The organism is Pseudomonas sp., from assembly GCF_048265905.1.
Classification (GTDB): domain Bacteria; phylum Pseudomonadota; class Gammaproteobacteria; order Pseudomonadales; family Pseudomonadaceae; genus Aquipseudomonas.
In genome coordinates, this window is the sequence record NZ_JBLXAP010000003.1 from 1 (window position 1) to 25,190 (window position 25,190).

Below are 25,190 nucleotides of genomic sequence, written 5' to 3' on the forward strand. Positions count from 1 at the left end.
GCTGAAATACAAAACGCCCGATGCGGTGCATCGGGCGTTAGGGTGAAACAGGTGTAAACCTATTTCAGGACTAGACAGTCCGCAAAACTGAATCACCACATTAAGTCGTCCGGCACTTGGTAGGCCGCGTACGGGTCATCTGCATCTGGCGCTTCGGTCGGTGTGTTCAGCAGTACTACGCGACGCGGGTCGCGCTCCTGAATTTTCAGCGCAGCTTCACGTGGGATCACTTCATAGCCACCGCCATGTCGCACAATCGCCAAGGAACCACTGCTTAATTTGTTACGCACCAAATCATTGACCGGCAGACGCTTTACTTTCTTGTCATCAGCAAAGTTGTAGTAATCCTCAGTTGTCAGCTTAGGCAAGCGCGATGCTTCAATCAGTTGCTTAACTTGTGCTGCTTTGGCTTTTTGCTCGGCCTTTTCTTGCTGCTGACGATTCAGCTCTTGGTCACGCGCAATTTTCTCTGCCATCGCCTGTTGCGCAGCTTGCTGTTGCGAGGTGTCTTTTTCGACCTGACCTTTATGCTCCATGCGTTGCTGTTTTTGCTTTTGCTTACTAGCCTGCTTGGCCTGTTTCTCGTTAACCAACCCTGCCTTCAGTAGCTGGTCGCGTAGTGATAAAGCCATGACTTACCCCAGTATTCAACGACAGCAACCTCGATCCACGTAGGTCTTGTTGCCATTTCTATTAATCTAATAACAACTGCCGCATGGGCCTTGTATCAATAGTGCTGTACAGGGCCCGCAGGTCGCGATAAATAACCTGCCGCGCATATTGATTGCTTATTGGCCATCAGCCAAGTGTTTGCTGTTTTTCCAGCTTCTTGGCTTCACCCCACAAAACATCGAGCGACTCTAGATCGCATTGAGCAATATCACGCCCTGATTGGCGCAGCGCTTGCTCGATAAAGTGGAAGCGGCGTTCAAATTTGGTGTTCGCCGCGCGCAATGCCGTCTCAGGGTCAACCTTCAAGTGGCGAGCAAGATTAGTCACCACAAACAATAAGTCGCCCAGTTCTTCAGCTATTGCCTGCTCATCATTTTCGCTCATCGCTTCGAGCACTTCATCCAGCTCTTCGCGAACTTTATCAACAACCGGCAGTGCCTCGGGCCAGTCAAACCCGACTTGCGCCGCACGCTTTTGCAGCTTCACTGCACGCGACAGCGACGGCAAGGTCATAGGCACATCGTCGAGCAACGAAAGCTGCTCGGGCGCCTGCGCTCGCTGCGCACGCTCTTCGGCCTTGATCTCTTCCCAGCGCTGCTTGACCGCCGCCTCATCAAGTTTGGGCAGATCAACTGCGCCGTACAAATCCCCATCAGGAAACACATGGGGATGGCGACGCACCAGCTTGCTAGTAATAGCGTCGACCACCTCGGCAAAACCAAAGCGCCCCTCTTCAGTTGCCAGTTGGCTGTAATAGACCACCTGAAACAGCAGGTCGCCCAGCTCACCAGGTAAATGATCAAAATCACCACGCTCAATTACGTCAGCCACTTCGTAGGCTTCCTCAAGCGTGTGAGGCACGATCGTCGCGTACGATTGCTGCAGATCCCAAGGACAACCATGTTGCGGGTCACGCAAGCGCGCCATCAGGTGTAGCAAGTCTGTTAATTGGTACATAAGCCCTCAGGAACTGCTGCGCAAACGTCGAGCTTCAATGATATTAGGCAACTGCGAAATCCGCCCAAGCAAACGCCCAAGCGCTTCAAGGCCGGGAATTTCAATGGTAATCGACATTGTGGCGGTGTTGTCTTCCTTGTTCGACTGAGTGTTGACCGCCAGTACATTGAGCTTCTCGTTGAGCAGTATTTGCGTCACATCGCGCAGCAGGCCTGAACGGTCATAGGCACGAATAACCACATCGACCGGGTAGGTCTGGACCGGCACCGGCCCCCAACTGACTTGAATCATTCGCTCAGGCTCACGTCCCGCCAACTGCAACACTGCCGCGCAGTCCTGGCGGTGAATGCTGACACCTCGGCCAATCGTGATGTAGCCGACAATCGGATCACCCGGCAACGGCTGGCAACAACCCGCCATCTGTGTGAGCAAGTTGCCAACGCCCTGAATCTGAATATCGCCACGCTTGCCAGGTTTGAAGCCCAATGCCTTGCGCGGGATAAGCTCAAGCTGTTCGCTATTGCGCTCAGGCTCAATCAACTGCTGAGCCAGGTTTACCACATGCGCCAAGCGCACATCCGCCGCGCCCAAGGCGGCAAACAAGTCTTCAGCTGATTTCAGATTGGCTTTTTCAGCCAGCTTTTCAAAATCAACATGCGACAGCGCCAAACGACCCAGTTCACGCTCAAGCAAGCCCTTACCTGCCACGACGTTCTGATCACGGTCTTGCAGCTTGAACCAGTGAACGATTTTGGCCCGGGCACGCGAAGTGGTGATGTAGCCAAGGTTGGAGTTCAGCCAGTCACGGCTTGGCGTGCCTTGCTTGCTGGTGATGATTTCCACTTGCTCACCGGTTTGCAGGCTATAGCTCAGCGGCACGATGCGTCCGTTTACCTTGGCGCCGCGGCAGTTATGACCGATTTCAGTATGGACACGGTAAGCGAAGTCCAGCGGCGTTGAGTCTTTTGGTAAATCAACGGCGTGGCCATCGGGGGTAAAGACATAGACTCGGTCTGGTTCGATGTCGACGCGCAGCTGTTCAGCCAGGCCGCCTATGTCACCCAGCTCTTCATGCCACTCGAGCACCTGACGTAACCAGGAGATTTTCTCTTCGTAGTGATTCGAGCCAGCTTTAACGTCGGTGCCTTTGTAGCGCCAGTGCGCGCACACACCCAGCTCAGCCTCTTCATGCATGGCTGCGGTGCGGATTTGCACCTCAAGCACTTTACCTTCAGGCCCTAGAACCGCGGTGTGCAACGAGCGATAGCCGTTTTCCTTCGGGTTGGCGATGTAATCGTCGAACTCCTTGGGAATGTGCCGCCACAAGGTATGGACGATACCCAGCGCGGTGTAGCAGTCGCGCATTTGCGGAACCAGAACACGTACCGCCCGCACATCGTAAATCTGACTGAACTGCAGGCCTTTGCGCTGCATTTTCCGCCAGATGGAATAAATGTGTTTGGCCCGCCCGCTGATATCCGCCTTGATGCCGGTGGCCTCAAGCTCTGAACGTAGCTGGTCCATCACTTCATTGATGTAGTGCTCACGATCCAGACGGCGCTCGTGCAACAAGGTGGCGATCTGTTTGTATTGCTCGGGCTCAAGGTAGCGAAAGGACAAATCCTCTAGCTCCCACTTGATATGCCCGATCCCTAAACGGTGAGCCAACGGCGCGTAAATATCGAAGACCTCGCGGGCAACGCGCTGGCGTTTCTCGTCGTCGGCCAACTTGACCGCGCGAATCGCGCAGGTACGTTCAGCCAGCTTGATCAGGGCAACGCGCACGTCATCGACCATCGCGATAAGCATTTTGCGCAGGTTATCGACCTGTGCCTGCGAGCCCAACACTAAGGAATCGCGCGGATTCATACTGGCGCTAATGGCGGCCATGCGCAGCACGCCTTCGATCAACTTGGCGACTACCGGACCGAAGCGCTGGTGCACTGCAGCCAACTCGACAGTACCTTCGCGGACACCGCGATAGAGCACGGCCGCAACTAAAGAGTCTTGATCAAGCCTGAGGTCGGCCAAAATCTCAGCTATTTCCAGGCCTACGCGGAAACTGGAGGCACCTTCACTCCACAGATTTTGCGCTGCATTGGCCTGCTGTTCTGCCTCACGGGCAAACTCACATGCGCCGCGCAATGCGTCACGATCCAATGCTGGATCAACGCCCTGCACATGATCCAGCCATGCCTCAAGGTTGATGCTGCCGTCATCGTTGATCGGCTGATGCGCTCTAACCTGAACCATTTTGCATACCTTCCCTACGAAGCGCGTACTGCGCTACGAATCTACACCGACTCACTAAATTGAGTGGGTCGGTTAACTGCTGTAAGGCGCAAATCCTTCACACCCCTGCTTGCGCAAGCCAGGACCACTCATTTTAGAGCATTGCAAACGGTCCCGATCTACGACCTTCGAACTGCATGAGACGCTCTCACGCCTCGCGACCAGCAAGAGCCAAACAAAAATTACCCGGTTAAATGCTGGTTAACTCAAATAAGGCCATCGCCTCAATGTGCGCTGTCTGCGGAAACATGTCGAGAATGCCAGCCTTTTTCAAACGGTAACCCTGAGCGACCAACTGTTCAGTATCACGTGCAAGTGTTGCCGGATTACAGGATACATACACCACCCGCTTTGCACCCAGTGCAGCAAGGTTTTTCACTACTTGATAGGCACCATCACGAGGAGGGTCAAGTAAAACAGCAGCAAAACCACCTTTCGCCCAACTTTTTCCAGCCAGCGATTCGGACAAATCCGCATGATAAAAGTGCACATTATTCAGCGAATTTTCCAACGCATTTGCAGAGGCTCGTTCAACCATCGCCTGCACACCTTCAACCGCAACCACCTCTTGCGCTTGACGCGCCAACGGCAAGGCAAAATTACCCAGCCCACAAAATAGATCAAGAACCCGCTCATTGCCTTGCGGCGCCAGCCAATCCAAGGCTTGAGCAATCATCGACTGGTTAACCGGTTCATTCACCTGAACAAAATCACCGGGCCGATAATTCAGTTGCAGCCCCCAATCAGCCAGGGCATAGCCCAATTTTTGCCCGGCAATAAAGGGTTCTGGTTCAGACACGCCTTGCAACCACAACTGCGCGTCGTACTCAACGCAAAACTGCTGCAAACGATCGAGATCAGCCTCTGGCAATGCAGCCGTGTGGCGCACCAACATCGCACTTGTTGTGCCATGGAACAGCTCAACATGACCAATCGCTTGCGGCTTTTCAAGCTCGCGCAGCGCCTCTGGTAAGCCGCGCAGAATCGGTTGCAAGGGCTGTACCAGGACCGGGCACTCACTGATTGAAACTATGTCTTGGCTCGCCGCCGCGCGAAACCCTACCGCTAGCTTTTTCAGTTTTGGGTCCCAGCGTACAGCCACCCGAGCACGTCGCCGGTAGCCAAATTCAGGCCCCGTTAACGCAGGTGCCCAAAGTTCTGGCTGCACTTGTGCCAAGCGGCTTAATTGCTCTTCAAGCGCGGCTTGCTTAAGCACCAACTGATCGCTATGCGGCATGTGCTGCACACTGCAGCCACCACAAATGCGAGCATGCTCACAAGGTTCAGGACGACGCTCAGGACTGGCCTGCAAGATGCGCTCACTGCGCGCCTCGACCACTTGGCTGCGCGCCGACTGCACACGCGCCTCAACCTGCTCGCCCGGCAAAGCGCCCGACACAAACCAGGTACGCCCTTCACTGAATGCGATTCCGCGACCATCGTTAGCCAAGCGCTCGATGCTTAGCTTCTGCTTCTTGCCCACTGCTACCTGTGGAGCACGCGTGCCGCCACTGGGCTGGAAGCGTAAACCGCTATTTTTCTTGGCCATTAGTGCTGCGGCACGTCGTAGATACCGGTCGACAGATAACGATCGCCACGGTCACAAATGATCGCCACCATGACCGCGTTTTCGACCTGTTGCGACAGACGCAACATAGCGGCAACAGCACCACCAGAAGAAACGCCGCAGAAGATCCCCTCCTCACGCGCTAGCCGGCGCATGACCTGTTCGGCTTCGTCCTGCCCCATGTCGACAATTTGATCAACACGTTCGGCATCAAAAATCTTCGGTAAATACTCATGCGGCCAGCGGCGTATACCCGGAATAGAGGCTCCTTCTTGCGGTTGCAAACCAACAATTTGCACTTGATCGTTCTGCTCTTTGAGGTAACGCGAAACCCCCATGATCGTGCCTGTGGTGCCCATTGAACTCACGAAGTGAGTAATAGAGCCCTGGGTCTGCTGCCAGATTTCAGGACCCGTGGTGTCGTAGTGCGCTTGCGGATTATCACCATTACCAAACTGATCGAGCACTTTTCCACGCCCACCACGCTGCAGACTTTCTGCAAGATCACGAGCGCCTTCCATGCCTTCTTCACGGGACACCAGCACCAACTCAGCACCGTAAGCAGTCATTGCCGCCTTGCGCTCAGCGGTCGAGTTGTCGGGCATGATCAGAATCATCTTATAGCCCTTGATCGCCGCCGCCATGGCCAAGGCAATTCCGGTATTACCCGAGGTTGCCTCAATCAGCGTGTCGCCTGGCTGAATATCGCCGCGCAACTCTGCCCGGGTAATCATCGACAACGCCGGGCGATCCTTGACCGAGCCAGCTGGATTGTTACCTTCCAGTTTTACCAAAAGGGTATTGGAGGTGTTGCCAGGCAGGCGCTGCAGACGCACCAAAGGCGTGTTGCCGATGCACTCGGCGATAGTCGGAAATTGCAAGGTCATGACGTCAATCAGGTCCAAACGACTTGAGGGATGTCTATGATAACGGCAAACCACTGCGCGCCAACAATAAAGCACGCCAACCGCTAGCCTGCTTTGTTATAAGAACCTGCAGCAGTCTATTGTTGGATCGAGCGCAAACGGTACACTGCGCAGTCATAATCAGAGAGGAATGTGCGTGTTCAAGGACCTAGGCATAAAAGGCCGCGTGTTGATATTGACGCTGCTGCCGACCAGCCTGCTGGCATTCCTGCTCGGCGGATATTTCATCTGGGCGCAGCTTTCAAGCCTACAGGGCCAGTTGCTGCAGCGCGGCGAGATGATTGCCGAACAATTGGCACCGCTAAGCGCCCCTGCCTTTTTGCGTGGAGATATCAGCGTACTCCAGCGCATTGCGACTCAATCCCTTGAACAACAGGATGTTCGGGCAGTCAGTCTGCTCGATAAAGATAAAGTCCTGCTCGTCCATGCTGGGCCGAGCATGCTTAACCCGATGCCGACAACTGGCAGCGGCACTGAAAAGCTCACCGCCAAGCACTCAAACGAAGACGCCACACGTTTTTTACTTCCAGTGTTTGAGCATCATTTGAACTTAACTGGCGAGCCCGTACATCAAAGCAGCGACAACCTGGTCGGCTGGGTAGAGCTTGAGCTGTCGCATCACGCCACCCTGCTCAGCGGTTATCGCAGCCTGGTTACCAGCTTATTACTGGTGGTGAGTGGCCTTGTGGTCACAGCACTGCTCGCATTGCGGATGAGCCACTCAATCAATGACCCTTTGCGCCGGGTTAAAGAGAGCGTGGCACAGCTTAAGGAAGGCAAGCTCGAAACACGCTTACCGCCGCTCGGCAGCCAAGAACTGGATGAGCTTGCCTCAGGCATCAATCGCATGGCCGAAGCCCTGCAAAATGCTCAGGAAGAACTGCAGCACAGCATTGATCAGACGACCGAGGACGTTCGCCAAAATCTCGAAACCATTGAAATCCAGAACATCGAGCTGGATTTCGCACGTAAAGAAGCACTTGAAGCCAGCCGCATCAAATCCGAATTCCTGGCCAATATGAGCCATGAAATCCGCACACCACTAAACGGTATTCTGGGCTTCACTAACCTATTGCAAAAAAGTGAACTGAGCCCTCGGCAACAGGATTACCTCAGCACCATTGAAAAATCGGCAGACAACCTGCTCGGGATCATCAACGAGATCCTTGATTTCTCGAAGATCGAGGCCGGTAAACTGGTGCTTGAAAACATCCCCTTCAACCTGCGCGAGCTTATTCAAGACACCCTGACAATTCTGGCACCAACCGCCCATGAGAAGCACCTTGAACTGCTTAGCCTAGTCTATCGCGATACACCACTGTCATTGCTGGGTGATCCACTGCGCCTCAAGCAAATCCTGACCAATCTGGTGAATAACGCGATCAAGTTCACCCGCGAAGGCAGTATTGTCGTCCGCGTGATGCTTGAAGACGAAAACGACAGTCGCGCACAAATACGCATTAGCGTGCAAGACAGCGGCATTGGTCTTTCCGACGACGACCTGCGCTTGCTCTTCCAAGCCTTTAGCCAAGCCGATAATTCGCTTTCCCGTCAGGCCGGAGGTACTGGTTTGGGCTTGGCGATTTCGAAACGCCTGGTCGAACAAATGGGTGGCGAAATTGGCGTTGACAGCTCTCCTGGCGAAGGCTCGGAGTTTTGGATCAGCCTGAGCCTGCCTAAAGCACGAGCAGATGTCGAAGATCTGCCGCGCCCGCCACTACTTGGCCGTAATGTAGCGATCATGGAAGGCCATGAACTGTCGCGCCAGGTTTTGCAGCACCAACTCGAAGATTGTGGGCTGAATGTCAGCCCGTTTAGTGAGCCAGACAGCCTGCTTGAGGCAATTAAAGCCTCGCAAAATGGTGCCCAGCCAATTGGCATTGCGGTCATGGGCGTAACATTCCGCGAGCAACCGCCAGAAAAGCTCGCCCCCTACATCCGCCAGCTGGAGCAAATGTCCTGCAAGTTTATCGTGCTCTGTCCGACCACCGAGCAAGCTCTGTATCACAGCGCCCTTCCCGACGCTTATACCCAGCTACACGCCAAACCTGCATGCACCCGCAAGCTGCAACGCTCCTTGAGCGAGATGGTCAGTCCGCGTCAGCAACGCTTAATAGCCGAAGTCCCGGAGCTTGCTCGCCCCCCACAAATTCTTTGCGTAGACGACAATCCCGCCAACCTGCTTTTAGTGCAAACCCTGCTTGAAGATATGGGTGCCAAGGTCAACATCGCTAAAGATGGTCACGAAGCGCTGGACAAAGCCAGGAATGACCGCTTTGACATGATCTTCATGGATGTACAAATGCCGGGGATGGACGGTCGTGAAACCACCGAGGCGATTCGCCTCTGGGAAATCGAACAAAACAAAAGTGCGGTGCCAATTGTCGCCCTCACAGCCCATGCACTGTCCAATGAAAAGCGTACCCTGTTGCAAAGCGGCATGGATGACTACCTGACCAAGCCAATCAGTGAACGGCAACTGGCCCAAGTAGTGCTCAAATGGACTGGCTTGGCACTGCGCGCACTTATGCCCGAGCCTGTAGAAGACAACATGCGTCCAGACATTGACCTCAACCAGATCAGCATCCTGGATACCGAAGAAGGCCTACGCTTGGCCGCTGGCAAAGCTGATTTGGCTGCGGAGATGCTCAACATGCTGCTGGCTGGCTTACCCACCGACCTGCAAGCGATACGTCTGGCCCGCCAATCAGGCAACAACACGCTTCTAATCGAACGTGTACACCGTTTGCATGGCGCCACCCGCTACTGCGGAGTCCCGCAATTGCGAGCGACCTGCCTGCGTAGCGAGACGCTACTCAAGCAAGGTGATCCAATGGCCCCCAAAGCGCTGGATCAGCTTGAAGCGGCCATCGAGCGCTTGATGTTCGAGACCCAAGCTCGCGTCTAACAGCTGCCTGCTCGCGCCAAGCCATGCTGCGAGCGCGGGCTGGCTCATGTCCTTGTGCTATAAACAGTGAGTTCAAGGTCATCACAGTGATCAGGTTTAGGCCGCTGCGTGATAGCATTCGCGCGAATTTGGAGGAACCATGGCCGAACACGATTTTCGCTACAGCTTGCTCAATCCTGAGCACACCTTAATTGAATGCCGAGCAATGGCGCCCGGGCGTTATCAAGTCACTGGCAACGGCGGCTCAATCAAAAGCGGCGACAGCCTGATTGTCACCCTCAAAGGCAGCCGTGATCTAAGCATGCGCCTGCAAGTTGAGAAAGTGCGCCACCTGATCAATCCGCCGGGCCAGTGGGTTGCAGTTGCTATTGGCCCGGCATTCAAGGAGCTGGCGATTCATAATTGGCAAGTCACTTGCGACAGCTGTGCCAAGCAAATTGACATCGAATTTGCGGTGGATAGTGCACTGGGTAAAAAAGCTCAGGCACTTGCGGCTCAGCAGCGGGTCAATGAACTGGGGTGGCAAAGCAAGAACGAGCGCCACACGTGCCCGCAATGTCAGAAGGAATGACAATGAAAACATTACTCGCCATCGGCCTAATCAGTGCCAGCCTAGTGGGTTGTGCGACCGACACGATGAAAATTGAAACAGATCAAACCTACCAAGTTGAATGGATTGGCGAACGCCCGCTGATCGACTACAGCCACTTGACCATTACCCTCGGCAGTGACGGCCGAGCATATGGCAATGCAGGCTGCAATCATTGGTTTGCCAGCTATAAACTTGAAGGCGGCAACATTAGCTTCGAGCAAGCCGGCAGTACGCGAAAAATGTGCGCCCCTGCCCTGATGGAGCAAGAAGCTCGCTTCCTCCAGAGCCTGCCAAGTATCACGCGCTGGGACTTCTCGCCGACCAATCAACTGCGCCTATGGCCGAGCGAAGGTAAACCGCTGCGCTTGTGGCCAGTCACTGATTGATAGCCACATTCAATACCGCAACACAGGGATGGCTTGAGCTGTTTGATTACTAGCGTTCAAATAGCTCAAGCTGCTCATGCCGCCCACGCAGGTCGTGCAAGCGCACCCCCACTCCCAATAAGCGCACAGCCTTGTTTCCACGAGAAAAAGCCGCACTCATCAGCAGCTTGTAGCTGTCCAGATCACGGCGTGCGCCTGCTTGTTCGAGGGTGGTTTGGGTAAAATCATGAAATTTGATTTTTACGAACGGCTTATCCGCTCTGTAGCTGCTATCAAGCCGGGCCATGCGCCGATCAAGCTCGTGCAACAAATCGGGCAACTGCTCCAGGCAAGCCGCTAAATCTGGCAAATCCTGATTGTAGGTATTCTCAACGCTGACCGATTGGCGACGACTGTCAGTCTGTACTGCGCGGTCATCGATCCCTCGCGCCAAATTCCACAAGCGCTCACCAAAACTACCGAACTCGCGTACCAGCCCAAGCTTGTCCCACTCACGCAGTTCACTGCACTTTTGAATACCCAGGCGTGCCAGCTTAGCTGCAGTTACTTTGCCAACCCCGTGCAGTTTGGCCACCGCGAGATCGGCCACAAAGTCATCGACTTGATCCGGGGTAATCACGAATAAGCCGTTGGGTTTTTTCCAGTCACTGGCGATCTTGGCCAAAAACTTATTTGGCGCCACCCCTGCCGAAACGGTGATATGCAGCTCTGACGAGACTCTGCGCCTAATATCTTGGGCGATACGCGTCGCACTTCCCGCAAAGTGCGGACAGTCAGTCACATCAAGAAAAGCCTCATCCAACGACAAAGGCTCTATCAGGTCGGTGTAGTCGCGAAATATGGCGTGTATCTCACGTGAAACTGCTTTGTATGCATCCATGCGCGGCCTGACGATCAGCAAGTCTGGACACAGCTTTTGCGCATGCCCGGAAGCCATGGCAGAACGCACACCGTATGCGCGCGCCTCATAATTACAGGTCGCAATTACACCGCGTCGATCAGCCGTTCCGCCCACGGCCAGCGGCTTACCTGCCAAGCTCGGATCATCACGCATCTCAATGGCTGCATAAAAACAGTCACAGTCGACGTGGATTATTTTGCGCTTAGTGGTAGCCAATTAGATCATGCATCCGCTGAGTACGACTGTAGCTGAGGTTGCGCTATTTAGTCATGCATCAAGCCCGGCGTTCAAGCTGCTTGATCCACTCAGGGTCGAATGTTGTCTGCTCAAGCGGAATATCCAGCGCCTGCATTTTCTGTTGATGCTGGTCCATCTGCGCAAGCATCTGCACGTGCTCGCTGGAGTTGCCATCCAACTGGTGCATCTGGCTAACGCCCAAGTGATAGAAACGCAGTATTTTCATACTCAACGGGTCTTCAACCTTAACCCCAGCAGTGACGTGATGCATGACATTGGTGATGCGCATCAGGTTGCGCTTGAGCTGCCAGCCATAAACCGCAGCGGCCATCCACGGCTGCGACCAGAACACGCTGCGTACCAATGCAATAGTGAGTAACAGCGCAACCACCACCCCGGCAACATTGAGGCTGAAGTTATCACCGCCAGGCTGCCCCAACAGCTTTACAGCAAGTGTTGAGCACAGCAGCGTCAACACGAGGAAGCTGACAGCAACCAGCAACGTACTGCGACGGGTTTGCTGTCGGTAAACCAGCGGATCAAGCGGTTTAATTACGAACGCCACCAGCGGGCTCCTTTCTGAAATTCGATTGGCCGTCATTATCACCCGAGAACGCAGAGATCGGTACGCGTTGTTGAGCAAACAGCCAATCGAATAAACAACAAGTCCACTCAGGACGAAACGAGCCGCTGGATAACGCTTAGTAAACCAGAGTGAGGACTATATTGAAGAGCAACGCGACCGCAAAACCAAGCGGCGCAGCACGGAATAACAGCTTGGGGAAAAACTCGGAACGACTCTGTTCGGTGGGACATGACCCCAGCAACAGGCTGCCACCAGAGGAAAATGGCGAGATTGAAGTAGCTTGTGCACCAACCACAATACACACGAATATCACCAGCGGATCTATGCCCAGCGAAGCTGCAATCGGCGGCACAATCGGGAACAGCGCAGGTGTTACGACGCCGAGTGTGCTGGCAAACAACGACATTAATGCTGCGACAACACCGAACGCGACCGGCACCATAACAGGAGGGATCGAAGTACCGATCCATGATGCCAACAGATCAATAGTGCCAGCCTTGATTGCGATGGCGATCAACATGCCAACGCCGCAAATCATCACCAGCGTAGCCCAGGGCACCGTCGCCATGGCCTTGCGTTCATCGCCCAGTTTGAGCAACAACGCGATCACAGCAAACACACTGGCGATCAAACCAATGTCCATTTTCGAGTTAATGAAGCCGACACTTTGATTCTCAGGCAGCAATATCTGTGCGATCGGAGCGATCAATACCAAAGCCATCATCAGCACCGTCAATAACAGCGTGGTTTTCTGCTGTTTGTTCAGCGGGCTTGGCTCAGTGACCGTGTAGGTAGAGCTTTGCATTAGCTTTTTATGCCCGGTAAACAGCACAAAACCAGTGATTACGATCAACGGAATAACAAAAGTACTGATGAAAATACCGAAGCTATTAATAAACGCCGTGTTTTCAGCAATACCAGAATTGGTCATCAGGCTGCGGAAGATAATTCCGCTCTGGCTCGAGACAAAATTAGCACCACCTAATGCCCCGTAATTCACCGCCATAGCACCAAGAATCAGGCTCATACGCGTGCGCTCACAGAGCATCAGGGTCAGCGGCGCCATAAAGGCCAGCACTGTGTAATAGCCAGCGCCCAAACCGGCAATCAGCGCCGAGGTCAGAAATACCGCATAAGGCAACAAATGCGGGAATTTACGGCAGCTATAAAGCAAGTGCTCAGCCAGCTTTTCGAGCGTGCCGTTAACAATCGCAAAGCTGTAAAAAAGACACACAGAGAAGATGATAAAAAACATCTTCAGCGGCCACATCTTGATCACATCAGAGGGGCTCAAGCCCATCACAAAGCAACCAATCAAGTAGGCAAAGGCAATCGCAAACAAGCCAATATTGATCTTGGTCTTGTAGCCCAAGGCTATGGAGATCACGATTGCCGCGATCACAATCAAACTCATCATTTTCAGACCCGCCAGTTATTCTTGTAATGCGTTAAATAGTGTTCACGAACTTAAAAAGCCGTGAAGGGTTTGCGCACATGACTTTTTGCCACTCAAGCGGATCGCCTAGCAGCGCTTGAACTTTCTGGAACTGCTCGCGGTAACTTGTCGAATTCTCAAACTGGGTATGTGGCCAGTCGCTTCCCCAAAGCATGCGGTCGACGCCGCCACTGGCAACGCGTAATAACCCGAACATGTCCGCAACCTGTTGCGCAGTTAAATCGCTGCGATATGGCGCCGAAAGCTTGAGCCAAATCTGTTGATTGGCGAGTAATTCAAGAAAAGCCTTGTGGTTTGCCTGCTGCGGGTTGATTCCGCCATGGGGCAAGCCAAAGTGATCAATCACCACATTGACGCCAGTTTGCAGGATTGCTGGCAGGATCTGCGCCAAGTCATCAAGGCTGCGCTGTATCTCAACCGACCAGTCCCGTGCGGCGATCTGCTGGAAAAAATTCTGCCAGCACTCATTTGAATAGTCTTCTAACTGCTGGCCAACCAGGTTCAAACGAACCCCAACCACGCCAGATGCAGCCAAACGATCAAGCTCATCAACACAGATACTCGGCAAAACCACTGCAATACCGCGCAGGCGCTCAGGATACTTATCCAGTGCCGCGAGCATAAAACTGTTGTCCGTACCGAGAAAACTGGGTTGCACCAGCACGCCATGGGCCAGGCCGCAGCTGTCGAGCAAGCCCAGATATTGCTCAACCAGCGCGTCGTAATCCGGGTTATAGCGTCGGCCTGAAGCCAGTGGCAGCCCGCGGCTAAAGATGTGCGCGTGGGTGTCGATGCCAGACAGTTGCGAAGAGGTCATAGGTCGTTACCTTGGCCGATTGTTCTTGGCGCGCCATAGCAGGCACATTTTTATTTAGTCATATATTCATATATATGACTGCATGACCATATATTCAGCAAAGACAACTGTCAACACAGCTCAGATGCCACTGGTCAGTGCTAAAGTAGCTTCAGAAAAATCGTATGGATGTATGCATGAATGCCTTAACCCTTGGCTCAGATCAGCGTTTACCGCTCTATCAACGGCTTCGCGACGAGATCCTGGCAAAGATTTCGTCTGGTGAATGGCGTCCGGGAGAGCCAATCCCGACCGAAGCAGAACTGACCAAAACCTATAGCGTGGCAATCGGAACGGTCAGAAAAGCCGTCGACACGCTGGTTGCAGATGGTTTGCTGCAACGCAGCCAAGGCCGTGGTACTTATGTGCGTCGGCCTGATTTTAATTCCTCGTTCTTCCGCTTCTTCCGGCAGGTTAATAGCTCGGGTGAACATCAGGTTCCGCAAAGCCTGATTGTCGCGCTCAGCCTTGAGCAAGCCCCGGCAGAGGTGATTGAGGCACTAAAACTCAGCACGACTGATGCAGTGATCCGCATGCAGCGTGTCAGGACAAGCGGCGAGCGAGCGATTTTCACTGAAGTGATCTGGCTACCAGCTTCGCGCTTCGCCAAACTGCTTGAGATAGACCCGCAGGATTTTGGCAACCTGCTCTACCCTTTTTATGAAGAGCAGTGCGGGCAGTTGGTAGCCTCAGCCAAGGAAACCCTGACCGTGGAGTTGGCGGACGCACAAACCGGCGCAGCGCTCGGTATCGACAGCGGCAAACCAGTTGTGGTCATTGAGCGAACAGCCCTGAGCTATGACAACACCCCGCTTGAGTACCGCATATCCAGGGGCGCGGCTGACACCTTTCGTTATCAGATCGAAATTTCATAAGCCAGATGCAGCGGCTATTGGCTCGCTGCTTTGGCGGGCTCAGCCGGAACTGACTCTTTTTCCTCTGGCTTATCCATGTAAGCCTGGATCACCAAAATCACAATCAGCATAAAAGCGGCGATTGGCAATAACTTGGGTTTTGCTACCAACTCTTCGCCGCATACTGAACATTTTTTATCTGTTGCCGCAACGGCTGCACCGCAGTCTTTACATGTATGAGCCATGACTACCTCGCTGAAAATGTGACGGACTCTAGCGCAACACCCAGTTGAAGAGCTAGGCCGTTGCAATAAGTCGATAACTATCTATTTTCATGACAGTCCGATGAACTGCCACAAAATCGCGCAAAGCTGCTGCATACAAGGGCTGAGGCCCGAGCCAAGTCAGCAAAATCGCTAAGCATTTGAACAAACAACAGTTTTTTCTGAGGTTGGTGGTTGACCGCAGCGTTTCAGACGATAGAATAGCCGCCGCGGGATGGAGCAGTCTGGTAGCTCGTCGGGCTCATAACCCGAAGGTCGTCGGTTCAAATCCGGCTCCCGCAACCAAACATTTAAAGGTCACTCAATTGAGTGGCCTTTTTTGTTTCTGCCCCCTTTACGATTTAACTAATTGATTAAAAAGCAGAAATAGATTGACAGCATCACTCATCTCTATAGAATGGCCGGCGCGGGATGGAGCAGTCTGGTAGCTCGTCGGGCTCATAACCCGAAGGTCGTCGGTTCAAATCCGGCTCCCGCAACCAGATTCATGCATAAGGCCTCGACAGTGAAAACTGCCGGGGCCTTTTGCTGTGTGCCTTATTTATAGCCAAGCGCTGTCGCGCCCTCTTCTAGCTCTCTTCTGTATTTGCTTAGCCGTGCTCCGCATTTGCCTGCCGAACCGCTGATTTACTCTAAGCAACTGAACAGAAAACAGTTTTATTTCAGATTAGGTTTGACACTGAGCCTCAGACAGATAGAATGGCGACCGCGGGATGGAGCAGTCTGGTAGCTCGTCGGGCTCATAACCCGAAGGTCGTCGGTTCAAATCCGGCTCCCGCAACCAAACATATAAAGGTCACTCAATTGAGTGGCCTTTTTTGTGCCTGTCTGTTTGCCAATCCCTTTAAACGCCAGAGCTTCTATAGATTGCTGAGCGTCTTTGCTGGGCCTGCAAAAACCACAAAGGCCGCATTTGCGGCCTTTGTGCTAAGCGAATCGGGCTTTAGCCACCCGTGGCATTCATAAAGCGCACCACTTGAATCTGGTCATCGTGGCTGAACTCATGCCGCTCGGGCTTGCGCTGCATGCCTGCGGCAACAGCGTCCAACAAAGGCTGGTCAGTTTCAGGGTAACGACGTAACAGCGCGCGCAGATCCACTGAGTTTTCATGCCCCAGGCAGAGCAGCAAACGCCCTTCCACGGTCAGCCGCACGCGATTACAAGTGGCACAGAAGTTATGCGAATGCGGGGAGATAAAACCAACGCGGCTGTTCGCATGGCCTTCCAGACGAATATACCGGGCCGGACCACCGCTTTGTTCGGCACTGTCGATAATTGAATAGCGCTGGGCAATCAGCGCACGCACCTGATCGCTTGAGAAAAAACTCTCGCCACGGGAGCGACCCACGTCACCCAGTGGCATTTCTTCGATAAAAGTAATGTCCAGCCCGCGCGCCATGGCGTACTCGACCAGATCCAGCACCTCATCGGCATTGCGCCCGGCCATTGCCACGGTGTTGAGCTTGATGTTCTCAAAACCGGCATCACGCGCCGCCTCAATTCCATCCAGCACCTGTTTCAGCTCACCGGTACGGGTAATGGCGCGGAATTTATCAGCCTGCAAACTATCCAGGCTGATATTCAAACGCTTTACCCCCGCCTCAGCAAGCGGCTTGGCCAACTTGACCAATTGCGAACCGTTGGTGGTCATCACCAATTCACGCAAACCAGGTAGCGCAGCAATTTGCTCGCACAAGCCAACAATGCCTTTACGCACCAATGGCTCGCCGCCGGTCAGGCGGATTTTCTTCACGCCCTGACCGACGAACAACGCCGCCAGCCGATAAAGCTCTTCGAGCGAGAGAATTTGCTGGCGCGGCAGAAAAGTCATGTCTTCGGCCATGCAGTACACACAGCGAAAGTCGCAACGATCGGTCACTGACATACGCAGGTAATCGATACGCCGACCGAATCCGTCCTGCAAATTACTGTGCATAGCCACTCCTAACTTGTGCCGCGTTAAGCCGGGACATGACTGACCCGTTTACAGCCTAAATGCTATTGAACCAGAGGGGAATCCGCCCCCTCGAGAACAATTCCCTGAATATCAGCCTGGCCTACCAGCCCTTTGATGTACTGCACCAATGCCACCTGCCAGACACGCTGATCAAGCTCGGCGCGAATGGAACCGACTACTGCAGTATAGGGCAATAACTCACCCTCAATACGCTGATCAATCCACACCACATGGTAGCCGTAACGGCTTTCAACGGGCTGCGTTGCCAAGCCGGTCGGCAAGCGAAACAGCTGCCGCTCAAACTCAGGAACCGTCTGCCCTTTGCTGATTTGGCCCAGTGCTCCACCTTGTTGTTTGGAAGGGCAATCTGAGTGTGCCATGGCTAGCTCAGCAAAGCATTGAGGATCAGCCTGCAATCGCTCGATCAGGCCCTCAGCTTGCTCACGAGTCTCGCTTCTGGCCACAGCATCGTCACCCTCGGCCGCCAGCAATATATGCCGGGCAGCCAGTAATGGCGCACTGGAATAGCGCTGGCGATTGTTGTCGAAATACTGCTGGCACGCCTGTTCATCAGCACGGGGCAGGTCAATTTCACGTTCAATCAAGGCACTGATCTGCGCTTCCTCTTCGGTCTCGGCACCTTGGGGCTTAACCGTTAAATTCAGCTCCTTGACGCGCTGATGCAGCAGTTCGCGAATGACCAGCGCCTGACTGGCTAAAAATATAGCCTCCGCAGGCGTGGCAGCCGTGTGGTATTGCATCTCCTGAGCTATCTGCTCTTGCGCGATAGCCACGCCGTTGACCTTGATCCTTGGCCACTGCTGCTCGCTGCTGGCGATTAACTCCAAAGGCTCGGCTGCCAGGGCTTGAGCTTCGACCTGAACAACAGCGTCACCTTGACCGGCCTGGTTTTGCGAGCCGCAGGAGCAGCCGTTATGGCCTGCGTTGTGTTCACTATTCATGGCAACTCCATCAGCCTTTCTGGCGCACGATTTGATAACGACGGCCCAGATACCAGACCGGTGCACTTACCATGTGTACCAAGCGAGTAAAGGGGAACAGTACAAATAAAGTCATGCCAAGGAACACATGCAGCTTGTACACCAGCGAAACGCTTTCAATGCTATTAGCCGCCACAACGGGTTGCAGTGTGACCAAGGCTTGCGCCCAGTTACCAAGCAAGATCATTACCGAACCATCGAGGTGCGAAGTAGAGGCAAAAATAGTGCCCAGGCCAAGCAGCAACTGCACCAGCAATACCAGCAAAATCATCACATCAGAAACGCTTGAGGTGGCCCGCACGCGCGGATCAGTGAGGCGTCGCTTAATCAGCATCAACAAACCAACCAGACAGATCAGGCCAAAAATGCCGCCTGAAACCATGGCCAGTAACTGTTTGTTTTCAGTGCTGATAACCATGTGATACAACGCCGGTGGCGTCAACAGACCAACAAAGTGCCCGGCCAGGACGAACAGAATACCGACATGGAACATATTGCTCGCGATCCGCATCCCTTTGTTGCTGAGCATCTGACTGGAGCCGGTTTTCCAGGTGTACTGTGACAAGTCAAACCGTGCCCAACTGCCAATCAGGCAAATGGCCAAGGCGACATAGGGGTAAACCCCGAACAACAGCAAGTTAGTGTTAGACATCCTTCACCTCCCGAAACTGAGCGCTGCTCTGCTCATCAGTCTTGAAATCGACCCAATGCAACGGCACCGGTAATTCTTCTCGCACTTTGCCTGGCCCGGTGGCCTGGCTGGTGCAGCGGTCTTGCTGCTCAGCTTGAAGAAAGTCCACGGCCTCCTCCTCCCAGACCTTATCCAGGGCCTCCAGCGAATCATCACGCACTTCTGCGGCGACCTGCTCACGGATCTCGGCCACAGCGGCAACAGGTTCCTCACCTGCAATTTGCAGCAAAGCACGCATGCAGCTGGAGTAACTGCTTTCACGTTCATCCAAACGTGCAGCCAGCAGCGCCAGCAAATGTGCGATATCCGCCAGCCCTTCACGGGCGTCGAGGTCATCGCGGGTGGAGAGGTACTCAAGATAGAGTGGAATGTAGTCAGGCAGCTCTTTGACACCGATGGCAAAACCCGCGGCCTCGTACTGCGCCATCATGTCGACCATGGCCTGGCCGCGATCCCTTGACTCGCCATGCACATGCTCGAATAACAACAGCGACAGTGAACGACCACGGCCAAACAGCGCACTGTAGTGCTCCTGGCTGTCCATCAAATCACCAGTTGTTATATCGCTGAGCAGTCCTTGCAGCCCACGGCGCTGCTCAGGACTGATCTCACGGGCGGCATCGATCGCACCACTCAATTCCGCTTGGGCCAGCACCAATTGCTCAGTGGGATAATCCAGAAGCAGAGAGATAACCTTGAGAATTTGCATACTCACTCCTCCCAAATCTGTACTGTTTTGAGGATGTCGCGCTTGTTCGCTTTCTTGGCGCCAAACATGTTGGTGTCCGAGCTGCCATTGCAACCACTGCCAAAGCTGAAGCCACAGCCTGAGCGCTGGGCAAATGCATCGCTCATGGCTTCCTCGCGGTGCGCAGTGGGAATGACATAACGGTCTTCGTAATTCGCAATGGCCAGGTAGCGGTACATCTCCTCAACCTGCAGCTCAGTCAAACCCACATCTTCAAGCACTTTCAGATTGCGCACGCCATCAACTTGCTGGGCACGCTTATAAGCACGCATCGCGAGTAGACGTTTAAGGGCTAACTTGACTGGCTTTTCATCACCTGCGGTAAGCAAATTGGCCAGATAGCGCAGAGGAATACGCAGGCTATCAACGTCCGGCAAGATACCTTCCATACCAATCTGCCCGGTTTGCGCGGCGTTCTGGATTGGTGAAAGTGGCGGCACATACCAAACCATCGGCAAGGTGCGGTATTCAGGGTGCAGCGGTAACGCCAGCTTCCAGTCCACAGCCATTTTGTACACGGGCGACTTCTGCGCAGACTCGATCACCGACATGGGCACGCCATCTGCCAGCGCTTGCTTGATGACCGCTGGATCATTCGGATCAAGGAAGATCTCTAGCTGCTTCTCATACAGGTCTTGCTCGCTGGCGGTGCTGGCAACTTCAGCAATCCGATCCGCGTCGTACAGCAACACGCCGAGATAGCGGATGCGCCCAACACAGGTTTCGGAACACACCGTCGGCATGCCCGCTTCGATACGTGGATAGCAGAAAATGCATTTTTCCGATTTACCACTTTTCCAGTTGTAGTAAATCTTCTTGTACGGACAGCCGCTGATGCACATCCGCCAGCCACGGCATTTTTCCTGATCGATCAGAACAATGCCGTCTTCTTCACGCTTGTAGATCGCACCGCTCGGGCAGGACGCCGCGCATGCCGGGTTGAGGCAATGCTCACACAGGCGCGGCAAATACATCATGAAGGTATTTTCATACTCGCCATAAATGTCAGCCTGAATTTTGTCGAAGTTTTTGTCTTTACGCCGCTTGGCAAACTCGGTGCCCAGCAATTCTTCCCAGTTTGGCCCCCACTCGATTTTTTCCATGCGTTTGCCGCTAATGACCGAACGTGGCCGAGCAACAGGCTGATGCTGGCCTAAAGGTGCGGTGTGCAAATGCTGGTAGTCGAAATCAAACGGCTCGTAATAGTCATCAATAACCGGCAGCTCCGGGTTGGCGAAAATATTTGCCAGAATCCGGAACTTGCCCCCGATTTTCGGGTTGATCGAGCCGTCGGCATTGCGCACCCAGCCGCCTTTCCACTTATCCTGGTTTTCCCACTCTTTGGGATAACCGATGCCGGGCTTGGTTTCGACGTTGTTGAACCAGGCATATTCCATACCTTCGCGGCTGGTCCAGACGTTTTTGCAGGTCACTGAACAGGTGTGGCAACCGATGCATTTATCCAGGTTCAACACCATGCCAACTTGTGAGCGAATCTTCATGGCAATTACCTCAAATAGTCTGTGGCAGTGGTTGTGGCAGTGCATCACCACCTAAACCACCCACATCGGTTCCGTCGAGCCAGTCGACCTTGTCCATCTTACGCACCACAACAAATTCATCGCGGTTGCAGCCGACCGTGCCGTAGTAGTTGAAGCCATAGGATTGCTGGGCATAACCACCTATCATGTGCGTTGGCTTGAGCACTACACGGGTCACCGAGTTGTGATGGCCACCACGGGTTTTGGTTGTCTCGGAACCCGGCAGGTTTACGATCCGTTCCTGGGCGTGATACATCATCACCATGCCGTTTTTAACCCGCTGGCTAACCACCGCACGCGCAGTCAGCGCACCGTTGGCGTTGAAGCACTCAACCCAGTCGTTATCGACGATACCGGCACTTTTCGCGTCATCTTCAGAGAGCCAGATAATCGGCCCGCCACGGCTCAAGGTGAGCATCAGCAAGTTGTCGGTGTAGGTACTGTGAATCCCCCATTTCTGGTGAGGCGTAATCCAGTTGAGGACAATCTCAGTGTTGCCATTTGGTCGCTTGCCCTTTACGAAATCGATGGTGCGCGTGTTTACCGGTGGCCGGTAATTCATCATCTGCTCACCAAAGGCTTCCATCCACGGGTGATCCTGATAGAACTGCTGGCGGCCGGTGATGGTGCGCCAAGGAATAAACTCATGGACGTTGGTGTAACCGGCGTTATAACTGACCTTCTCATCCTCCAAACCGGACCAGGTTGGACTGGAAATAATCTTGCGCGGTTGTGCCTGGATATCACGAAAGCGAATCGCTTCGTGCTCCTTGGACTTGGCCAGATGCGTATGATCGAGGCCGGTAAACTCGGAGAGCGCCGCCCAGGCTTTAACCGCCACATGGCCGTTGGTTTCCGGCGCCAGCGAGAGAATAACCTCGGCTGCATCAATCGCACTTTCAATCTGCGGCCGACCTTTACTCACCCCTTCGTCAGTCACGCGGTGGTTGAGTTCGCCAAGAAAATCGACTTCATGCTGGGTATTCCAATTAATCCCCTTGCCGCCATTGCCAAGCTTGTCGAGCAATGGCCCCAGCGAGGTGAACTGCTTGTAGATATTTGGATAGTCGCGCTCGACCACCATCATATTCGGGCAGTTCTTGCCGGGCACAGGGTCTTCACCAGCAGTCTTCCAGTCAGTGCCGCCGTATGGCTGAGCCAACTCCCCGGGCGTGTCATGCAACAGTGGTACGGTGACCAAGTCATGCTCGACCCCGAGATGACCTTCAGCCATTTTCGAGAAATGCTTGGCAATGCCCTTGTAGATTTCCCAGTCGGAACGCGATTCCCATGCCGGATCAATAGCGGCTGACAAGGGATGAATAAACGGATGCATATCCGAAGTGTTCATGTCGTCCTTCTCGTACCAGGTTGCCGTCGGCAACACGATGTCGGAGTAGACGCAGGTCGATGACATGCGGAAGTCCAGCGTGGTAACCAGATCAATCTTGCCGATCGGGGCGTCTTCTATCCACTCAACTTCTTTAGGAATAGTGCCGCCGGTTTTGCCGATGTCTTCGTTCATCACACCGTTTTTGGTGCCCAAGAAATACTTGAGCATGTACTCATGGCCCTTGCCGGATGATCCCAGCAAGTTAGAGCGCCAGATGAACATGTTGCGCGGGAAGTTATCGGGGTTATCAGGTTGTTCGCAGGCGAAGCGCAAGCTGCCGTCTTTAAGCGATTGGGTGACGTAGTCAACCGGCGACATGCCCGCTACAGCGGCGTCTCGAGTAATTTGCAACGGGTTGCGATTAAGCTGTGGTGCACTCGGCAGCCAGCCGCCGCGCTCAGCCTGAATGTTGTAGTCGAGCGCATGTTCGGGGAACTTCGACTTGTCGGCCAATGGCGAGAGCACGTCGTGCATATTGAGCTTCTCGTGGCGCCACTGTGAACTGTGGTTGTAGAAGAAGCTGGTGCCGTTCATTTGGCGCGGCGGACGGCTCCAGTCCAAGCCAAAGGCCAGTGGCAACCAACCGCACTGAGGACGCAGCTTTTCTTGCCCGACATAGTGCGCCCAGCCACCACCGGTTTGCCCCACGCAACCGCAGAGCATGAGCATGTTGATCAGCCCGCGGTAGTTCATGTCCATGTGATACCAATGGTTCATCGCCGCACCGACGATAATCATCGAGCGCCCTTTGGTCTTATCCGCGTTATCAGCAAACTCACGGGCAATCTGGATGGCTTTCTCACGGCTAACGCCAGTGATCAGCTCTTGCCAGGCAGGCGTGCCAGGCACGCTTGAATCGTCATAGCTGCTGGCCACATTGCTGCCGCCCAAACCACGATCAATCCCCAGATTTGCCGCCATCAAATCAAACACAGTGGCGACTTTTGCAGAGCTACCGTCTGCCAGCGTGATGCTCTGGGTGGGCACGCGACGCAGTTGAATCTCTTCACCTTCAGCGTGTTGGAAGTGTGCGTGGGTCTGGCCACCAAAGTATGGAAAGGCAACCTCACTGGCTTGCTCGCTGTCGATCAAGCTCAACTTGAGATCGACTTCACGGCCGCTGCCACCTTCACGGGCTTCGATATTCCACTTGCCCTTCTCGCCCCAGCGATAACCAATGGCACCTTGCGGCGACACCAGCTCACCACTGGCATCAATGGCGATGGTTTTCCAGTCCGGGTTATTTTCCTGACCGAGGTTATCAGCCAGATCCGATGCCCGCAGGAAACGCCCGGCGCGATAGCTGCCGCCTTTCTCTTCAAGCAGCACCAGCACTGGCATGTCGGTATAGCGCTTGGCGTAATCGGTGAAGTAGGCGCTGGGTTTTTCCAGGTGAAACTCTTTGAAAATCACATGGGAAAAGGCTTGCGCCAACGCGGCATCAGTCCCCTGTTTAGGGTTCAGCCATTGATCGGTGAGCTTGGCAACTTCGGCATAATCCGGGGTAATGGCGACTGTTTTAGTGCCTTTGTATCGAACCTCGGTAAAGAAGTGCGCATCTGGCGTACGTGTCTGCGGAACGTTCGAGCCCCAAGCAATGATGTAGTTGGAGTTGTACCAATCCGCGGACTCAGGCACATCGGTTTGCTCGCCCCACACTTGCGGTGAAGCTGGCGGCAAATCGCAATACCAGTCATAAAAGCTCAGGCACACACCGCCAATCATCGACAAATAACGCGCCCCGGCGGCATAACTGACCATAGACATCGCCGGGATCGGCGAGAAGCCAACCACCCGGTCCGGGCCATATTGCTTGGTGGTGTAAACGTTGGCGGCGGCAATGATTTCATTCACTTCATCCCAGTGCGAACGGATGAATCCACCCATGCCACGCTTGCTCTTGTAGCTCTCGGCCTTGACCGGGTCTTCAACGATACTGGCCCAAGCCTCAACTGGCTCCATATGCGCACGTGCTTCACGCCATAGTTTGAGCAATGGCTTACGCACTTTCGGATACTTGAGCCGGTTGGCGCTGTAGATATACCAGCTGTAGCTCGCGCCACGCGGGCATCCACGCGGTTCATGGTTGGGCAAGTCATTACGTGTGCGCGGGTAATCGGTCTGCTGTGTTTCCCAGGTAATCAGGCCGTTCTTGACATAAATTTTCCAGGAGCAAGATCCGGTACAGTTAACCCCGTGGGTTGAACGCACAATTTTGTCGTACTGCCAGCGCGCACGATAGACATCTTCCCAGTCGCGGGACTCTTTGCGCGTTTCACCGTGACCGTTGGCGAATTCACCCTGTTTGCGTTTGAAAAACCGCAATTGATCAAGTAAGTGGCTCATTTATTGTTCCTCTCAGGTTAGGCGCAGGGCGCCCGTGTG

Annotated in this window: 20 protein-coding genes and 3 tRNA genes; 7 read left to right on the forward strand and 16 right to left on the reverse strand. The window is 54.0% G+C overall.

Features of this window, described 5'->3' with window-relative positions:
- Positions 1-92 precede the first annotated feature (92 nt).
- From ACN0UH_RS05515 to cysM, 5 genes are all read right to left on the reverse strand, one after another.
- Entirely contained in the window at positions 93-632 is a 540-nt protein-coding gene (locus ACN0UH_RS05515; protein WP_417661117.1) for a DUF2058 domain-containing protein, read from the reverse strand.
- Between the two features lie 166 nt (positions 633-798).
- A complete protein-coding gene (mazG, locus tag ACN0UH_RS05520; protein WP_417661118.1) occupies positions 799-1,629 on the reverse strand; it encodes a nucleoside triphosphate pyrophosphohydrolase in 831 nt (276 codons plus the stop codon).
- Positions 1,630-1,635: 6 nt separating this feature from the next.
- Positions 1,636-3,882: a GTP diphosphokinase gene (relA, locus tag ACN0UH_RS05525; protein WP_417661119.1), complete on the reverse strand. Its 2,247-nt coding sequence runs from the start codon at positions 3,880-3,882 to the stop codon at positions 1,636-1,638.
- 229 nt (positions 3,883-4,111) lie between these two features.
- The gene (gene rlmD, locus ACN0UH_RS05530) at positions 4,112-5,470 is read right to left on the reverse strand and encodes a 23S rRNA (uracil(1939)-C(5))-methyltransferase RlmD (protein ID WP_417661120.1); all 1,359 of its coding nucleotides are present in this window, start codon (positions 5,468-5,470) and stop codon (positions 4,112-4,114) included.
- Positions 5,470-6,375, reverse strand: coding sequence for a cysteine synthase CysM (gene cysM, locus ACN0UH_RS05535; protein ID WP_417661121.1), 906 nt, complete (start codon positions 6,373-6,375; stop codon positions 5,470-5,472). The genes rlmD and cysM overlap by 1 nt, the downstream gene beginning before the upstream one ends.
- A 175-nt stretch (positions 6,376-6,550) precedes the next feature.
- On the opposite strand from cysM, the gene ACN0UH_RS05540 reads away from it, so the two are divergent.
- From ACN0UH_RS05540 to ACN0UH_RS05550, 3 genes are all read left to right on the forward strand, one after another.
- The gene (locus ACN0UH_RS05540) at positions 6,551-9,322 is read left to right on the forward strand and encodes a response regulator (RefSeq protein WP_417661122.1); all 2,772 of its coding nucleotides are present in this window, start codon (positions 6,551-6,553) and stop codon (positions 9,320-9,322) included.
- 139 nt (positions 9,323-9,461) lie between these two features.
- Complete coding sequence (locus ACN0UH_RS05545; protein WP_417661123.1) at positions 9,462-9,893, forward strand: hypothetical protein; 432 nt, start codon at positions 9,462-9,464, stop codon at positions 9,891-9,893.
- A 2-nt stretch (positions 9,894-9,895) separates the two neighbouring features.
- The gene (locus ACN0UH_RS05550) at positions 9,896-10,300 is read left to right on the forward strand and encodes an META domain-containing protein (protein WP_417661124.1); all 405 of its coding nucleotides are present in this window, start codon (positions 9,896-9,898) and stop codon (positions 10,298-10,300) included.
- Positions 10,301-10,349: 49 nt separating this feature from the next.
- On the opposite strand, the gene dinB is transcribed toward ACN0UH_RS05550, so the two are convergent.
- The 4 genes from dinB to ACN0UH_RS05570 all read right to left on the reverse strand — a co-directional run bounded on the left by dinB (position 10,350) and on the right by ACN0UH_RS05570 (position 14,297).
- Complete coding sequence (gene dinB / locus ACN0UH_RS05555) at positions 10,350-11,417, reverse strand: DNA polymerase IV (RefSeq protein WP_417661125.1); 1,068 nt, start codon at positions 11,415-11,417, stop codon at positions 10,350-10,352.
- 58 nt (positions 11,418-11,475) lie between these two features.
- Complete coding sequence (locus ACN0UH_RS05560) at positions 11,476-12,039, reverse strand: DUF3087 family protein (RefSeq protein ID WP_417661126.1); 564 nt, start codon at positions 12,037-12,039, stop codon at positions 11,476-11,478.
- Between the two features lie 100 nt (positions 12,040-12,139).
- Positions 12,140-13,441 carry an SLC13 family permease gene (locus tag ACN0UH_RS05565; RefSeq protein ID WP_417661127.1) on the reverse strand — a complete coding sequence of 434 codons (1,302 nt, stop codon included), beginning with the start codon at positions 13,439-13,441 and terminating at the stop codon, positions 12,140-12,142.
- A 31-nt stretch (positions 13,442-13,472) separates the two neighbouring features.
- Complete coding sequence (locus ACN0UH_RS05570; protein ID WP_417661128.1) at positions 13,473-14,297, reverse strand: amidohydrolase family protein; 825 nt, start codon at positions 14,295-14,297, stop codon at positions 13,473-13,475.
- A gap of 176 nt (positions 14,298-14,473) precedes the next feature.
- Here ACN0UH_RS05570 and ACN0UH_RS05575 point away from each other — a divergent pair, with 176 nt between their 5' ends.
- A complete protein-coding gene (locus tag ACN0UH_RS05575; RefSeq protein ID WP_417661129.1) occupies positions 14,474-15,211 on the forward strand; it encodes a GntR family transcriptional regulator in 738 nt (245 codons plus the stop codon).
- Positions 15,212-15,225: 14 nt separating this feature from the next.
- Here the strand turns inward: ACN0UH_RS05575 and ACN0UH_RS05580 are convergent, their stop codons facing one another.
- Positions 15,226-15,435, reverse strand: coding sequence for a hypothetical protein (locus ACN0UH_RS05580; RefSeq protein WP_417661130.1), 210 nt, complete (start codon positions 15,433-15,435; stop codon positions 15,226-15,228).
- 247 nt (positions 15,436-15,682) lie between these two features.
- Here ACN0UH_RS05580 and ACN0UH_RS05585 point away from each other — a divergent pair.
- From ACN0UH_RS05585 to ACN0UH_RS05595, 3 genes are all read left to right on the forward strand, one after another.
- Positions 15,683-15,759 (forward strand) — tRNA-Met (locus ACN0UH_RS05585).
- A 120-nt stretch (positions 15,760-15,879) separates the two neighbouring features.
- A tRNA-Met gene (locus ACN0UH_RS05590) sits at positions 15,880-15,956 on the forward strand.
- Positions 15,957-16,181: 225 nt separating this feature from the next.
- Positions 16,182-16,258: transfer RNA gene (locus tag ACN0UH_RS05595), tRNA-Met, on the forward strand.
- A gap of 159 nt (positions 16,259-16,417) precedes the next feature.
- On the opposite strand, the gene moaA is transcribed toward ACN0UH_RS05595, so the two are convergent.
- The 6 genes from moaA to ACN0UH_RS05625 all read right to left on the reverse strand — a co-directional run bounded on the left by moaA (position 16,418) and on the right by ACN0UH_RS05625 (position 25,151).
- Positions 16,418-17,410: a GTP 3',8-cyclase MoaA gene (moaA, locus tag ACN0UH_RS05600; protein ID WP_417661131.1), complete on the reverse strand. Its 993-nt coding sequence runs from the start codon at positions 17,408-17,410 to the stop codon at positions 16,418-16,420.
- 62 nt (positions 17,411-17,472) lie between these two features.
- Positions 17,473-18,393, reverse strand: a complete 921-nt coding sequence (locus tag ACN0UH_RS05605; protein ID WP_417661132.1) for a peptidylprolyl isomerase — start codon at positions 18,391-18,393, stop codon at positions 17,473-17,475.
- Positions 18,394-18,403: 10 nt separating this feature from the next.
- Entirely contained in the window at positions 18,404-19,084 is a 681-nt protein-coding gene (gene narI / locus ACN0UH_RS05610) for a respiratory nitrate reductase subunit gamma (protein ID WP_417661133.1), read from the reverse strand.
- Complete coding sequence (gene narJ / locus ACN0UH_RS05615) at positions 19,077-19,832, reverse strand: nitrate reductase molybdenum cofactor assembly chaperone (RefSeq protein ID WP_417661134.1); 756 nt, start codon at positions 19,830-19,832, stop codon at positions 19,077-19,079. The genes narI and narJ overlap by 8 nt, the downstream gene beginning before the upstream one ends.
- 2 nt (positions 19,833-19,834) lie before the next feature.
- Positions 19,835-21,373: a nitrate reductase subunit beta gene (narH, locus tag ACN0UH_RS05620; RefSeq protein WP_417661135.1), complete on the reverse strand. Its 1,539-nt coding sequence runs from the start codon at positions 21,371-21,373 to the stop codon at positions 19,835-19,837.
- Positions 21,374-21,383: 10 nt separating this feature from the next.
- A complete protein-coding gene (locus ACN0UH_RS05625) occupies positions 21,384-25,151 on the reverse strand; it encodes a nitrate reductase subunit alpha (protein WP_417661136.1) in 3,768 nt (1,255 codons plus the stop codon).
- Between the last annotated feature and the right edge of the window lie 39 nt (positions 25,152-25,190).